The organism is Oleiphilus sp. HI0061 (assembly GCF_001635675.1).
In genome coordinates, this window is the sequence record NZ_LWFE01001253.1 from 1 (window position 1) to 2,805 (window position 2,805).

Consider the following 2,805-nt stretch of genomic DNA (forward strand, 5'->3'; position numbering starts at 1 on the left):
AAAATCGGGCAGGTCATGGCGCTTTATGGCGAACACTTTCTGCCACCTGAAGTTACCGAAGCTCTCCATACTCTTGAAGAAAATACTACTGCGCTGGAATGGCCGGTCATTCGAGGTGTTTTGTTCGAGCACCTTGGCGCAGCGAATATGGATAAGCTTGAAGTTGAAGAAGAGCCAATAGGCACAGCTTCGCTAGGACAGGTTCATCGTGCAAAAATAATCGAAACAGGTGAAGTCATTTGCTTGAAGGTTCAGTACCCGGGAGTTGCTCAGGCAATTGATGCCGATCTGGATGCTGTCGCACAAATACTTCGCTTGGCGAGGGTGGTTACTGCAGGACCAGCGTTTAACGATTGGTTGGAAGAGGTTAGAGTGATGATGCATCGGGAGGTAGATTACCACCTAGAAGCTGAAACGACAGCCCGCTTCTCTCAAATGCTTCAAGATGATCCTCGATTCATTGTTCCAAAAGTGTATTTTCAGTTCTCCTGCGAAAATGTTATGGCTACAAGCTACGAAGAGGGTGAAAATGTTTCTAGCGAGCGTGTTGCTGAGTTGTCTCAGGCGCGTCGTAATAATCTGGCTAAATCATCTTTGGCGCTGTTTCTGCAAGAGTTGTTCGTCTGGCACGAGATTCAAACTGATCCAAATTTCGGTAATTATCGAATACGAATTGGTGAAGAGAGTGGCAAAGATAGAATAGTGTTACTGGATTTTGGCGCTGTGCAAAAGTATCCACAGCAATTTATTAACCCTGTATGTCAAATGATTTCAGCTGCTTATGAAGCTGACCTGGAAGGTGTTATTCGTGGTGGGATTGCGTTAAAGTTTATGCAAGCAGACTGGCCGCGAAAAATCCTGGAAGAGTTTGCCGGGGTTTGTATTGCAGTGCTGGAGCCTTTAGCGAAAGACCAGTCTGCTGCGGGTTCTGAATCTTTTAATGAGCAGGGAGAGTATCGTTGGCGCGATAGTGATTTGCCTTCACGTATTGCCAAGCGAGCTGCTGTTTCGGCAATTAGTCGTTACTTTAAAATTCCGCCAAAAGAATTTGTGTTCCTGAATCGAAAGCTGGTAGGCGTCTATACCTTTATTTCGGTACTTAATGGTCAGTTTAAGGGGCAGGACCTATTGGCACCTTATGTTGAAGCCTTTAACGTCCGGTAGCCATTCTCCGTTTTCCTTTAAACATTTCAAGAAGCCCGCAACTTATCAAACAAATATCGCCAAGTTAGCTGAAATCCTTTAGAATGCGCGGTTTGGTTGCCACTTATTCCGAGTGCTCAATTTAGATATCAACCTTAGAGTAAAATAATCCAGTGAGTAGTCTTAAACATATTCGTAATTTCTCAATAATTGCCCATATTGACCACGGTAAGTCGACCTTGGCTGATCGTTTTATTCAGGATTGTGGCGGGCTGTCGTCCCGTGAGATGGAAGCTCAGGTACTCGATTCCATGGATATCGAGCGAGAACGTGGTATTACGATCAAGGCCCAGAGTGTCACACTCGATTATAAGGCAAAAGATGGCGAAACCTATCAGCTAAACTTCATCGATACTCCGGGGCACGTAGACTTTTCGTATGAAGTGTCACGTTCTCTCGCTGCCTGTGAGGGTGCGTTATTGGTTGTCGATGCTGGTCAGGGGGTCGAGGCTCAGTCGGTGGCAAATTGTTATACCTCCATCGAAATGGGCTTGGAGGTACTTCCTGTACTAAATAAAATGGATTTGCCACAGGCCGATCCTGAGCGAGTAACCCAAGAGATTGAGGATATTATCGGAATCGATGCGTCGGGAGCGGTTCCCTGTAGTGCTAAAAGTGGCATGGGAGTTGAAGATGTTCTTGAAGCTCTAATCGAAGTGGTTCCACCTCCAGAGGGTGATGTTGATGCTGACCTTCAGGCGCTTATTATTGATTCCTGGTTTGATAATTACTTGGGTGTTGTATCTCTCGTACGAGTTAAAGAAGGCACCTTGCGTAAAGGCGATAAAATCTTAATCAAGTCAACGGGCAAAACCCACCAAATTGATGCTGCGGGAGTGTTTACACCGAAGCGTCATGAGACCGGCATTCTTAGAGCAGGTGAAGTTGGTTTTGTTGTTGCGGGTATTAAAGACATTCATGGCGCGCCAGTTGGTGATACCATCACCCATGCTAAAACTCCTGAAGTAGAGCAGTTGCCAGGCTTTAAGAAAGTCCAGCCACAGGTCTATGCCGCTTTGTTTCCAGTTAGTTCTGATGACTATGAGTCGTTTCGCGATGCCTTGGAAAAACTCACCTTAAATGACGCTTCTTTACATTATGAACCTGAGACCTCCGATGCGCTTGGCTTCGGGTTCCGCTGTGGTTTCTTGGGTATGCTCCATATGGAGATTATCCAGGAGAGACTCGAACGAGAATATAACTTAGATTTATTGACCACTGCGCCAACAGTTATTTACGAACTAGTGATGCGTAATGGTGAGGTTATTAAAGTAGATAACCCGTCTCGTCTACCAGACCCCGGTGCAGTAGAGGAGATGAGAGAGCCAATCGTAGAGGCAAATATTCTCGTACCACAAGAGCATTTGGGGAATGTAATTAGTCTTTGTGTTGAGAAACGAGGCATTCAGAAGGATATGCAATTTCTGGGAGGGCAGGTCTCTCTCAAATATGATTTACCAATGAATGAAGTGGTACTCGACTTCTTTGACCGTATCAAATCAGTCAGTCGGGGCTTCGCGTCGCTAGATTATCACTTTGTACGGTTTGAAACGTCTAATTTGACCAAACTGGACGTTCTAATAAACGGTGACAAAGTTGACG

2 protein-coding genes are annotated in these 2,805 nt (G+C 45.5%); both read left to right on the top strand.

The features are described from left to right. Positions 1-1,164 (top strand): AarF/ABC1/UbiB kinase family protein (locus A3735_RS19605; RefSeq protein ID WP_068638506.1); only part of this gene is annotated, 1,164 nt, incomplete at its 5' end. 152 nt (positions 1,165-1,316) lie between these two features. After that, on the top strand, positions 1,317-2,805 hold a 1,489-nt coding region (gene lepA, locus A3735_RS19610; RefSeq protein ID WP_068638508.1), incomplete at its 3' end, for a translation elongation factor 4.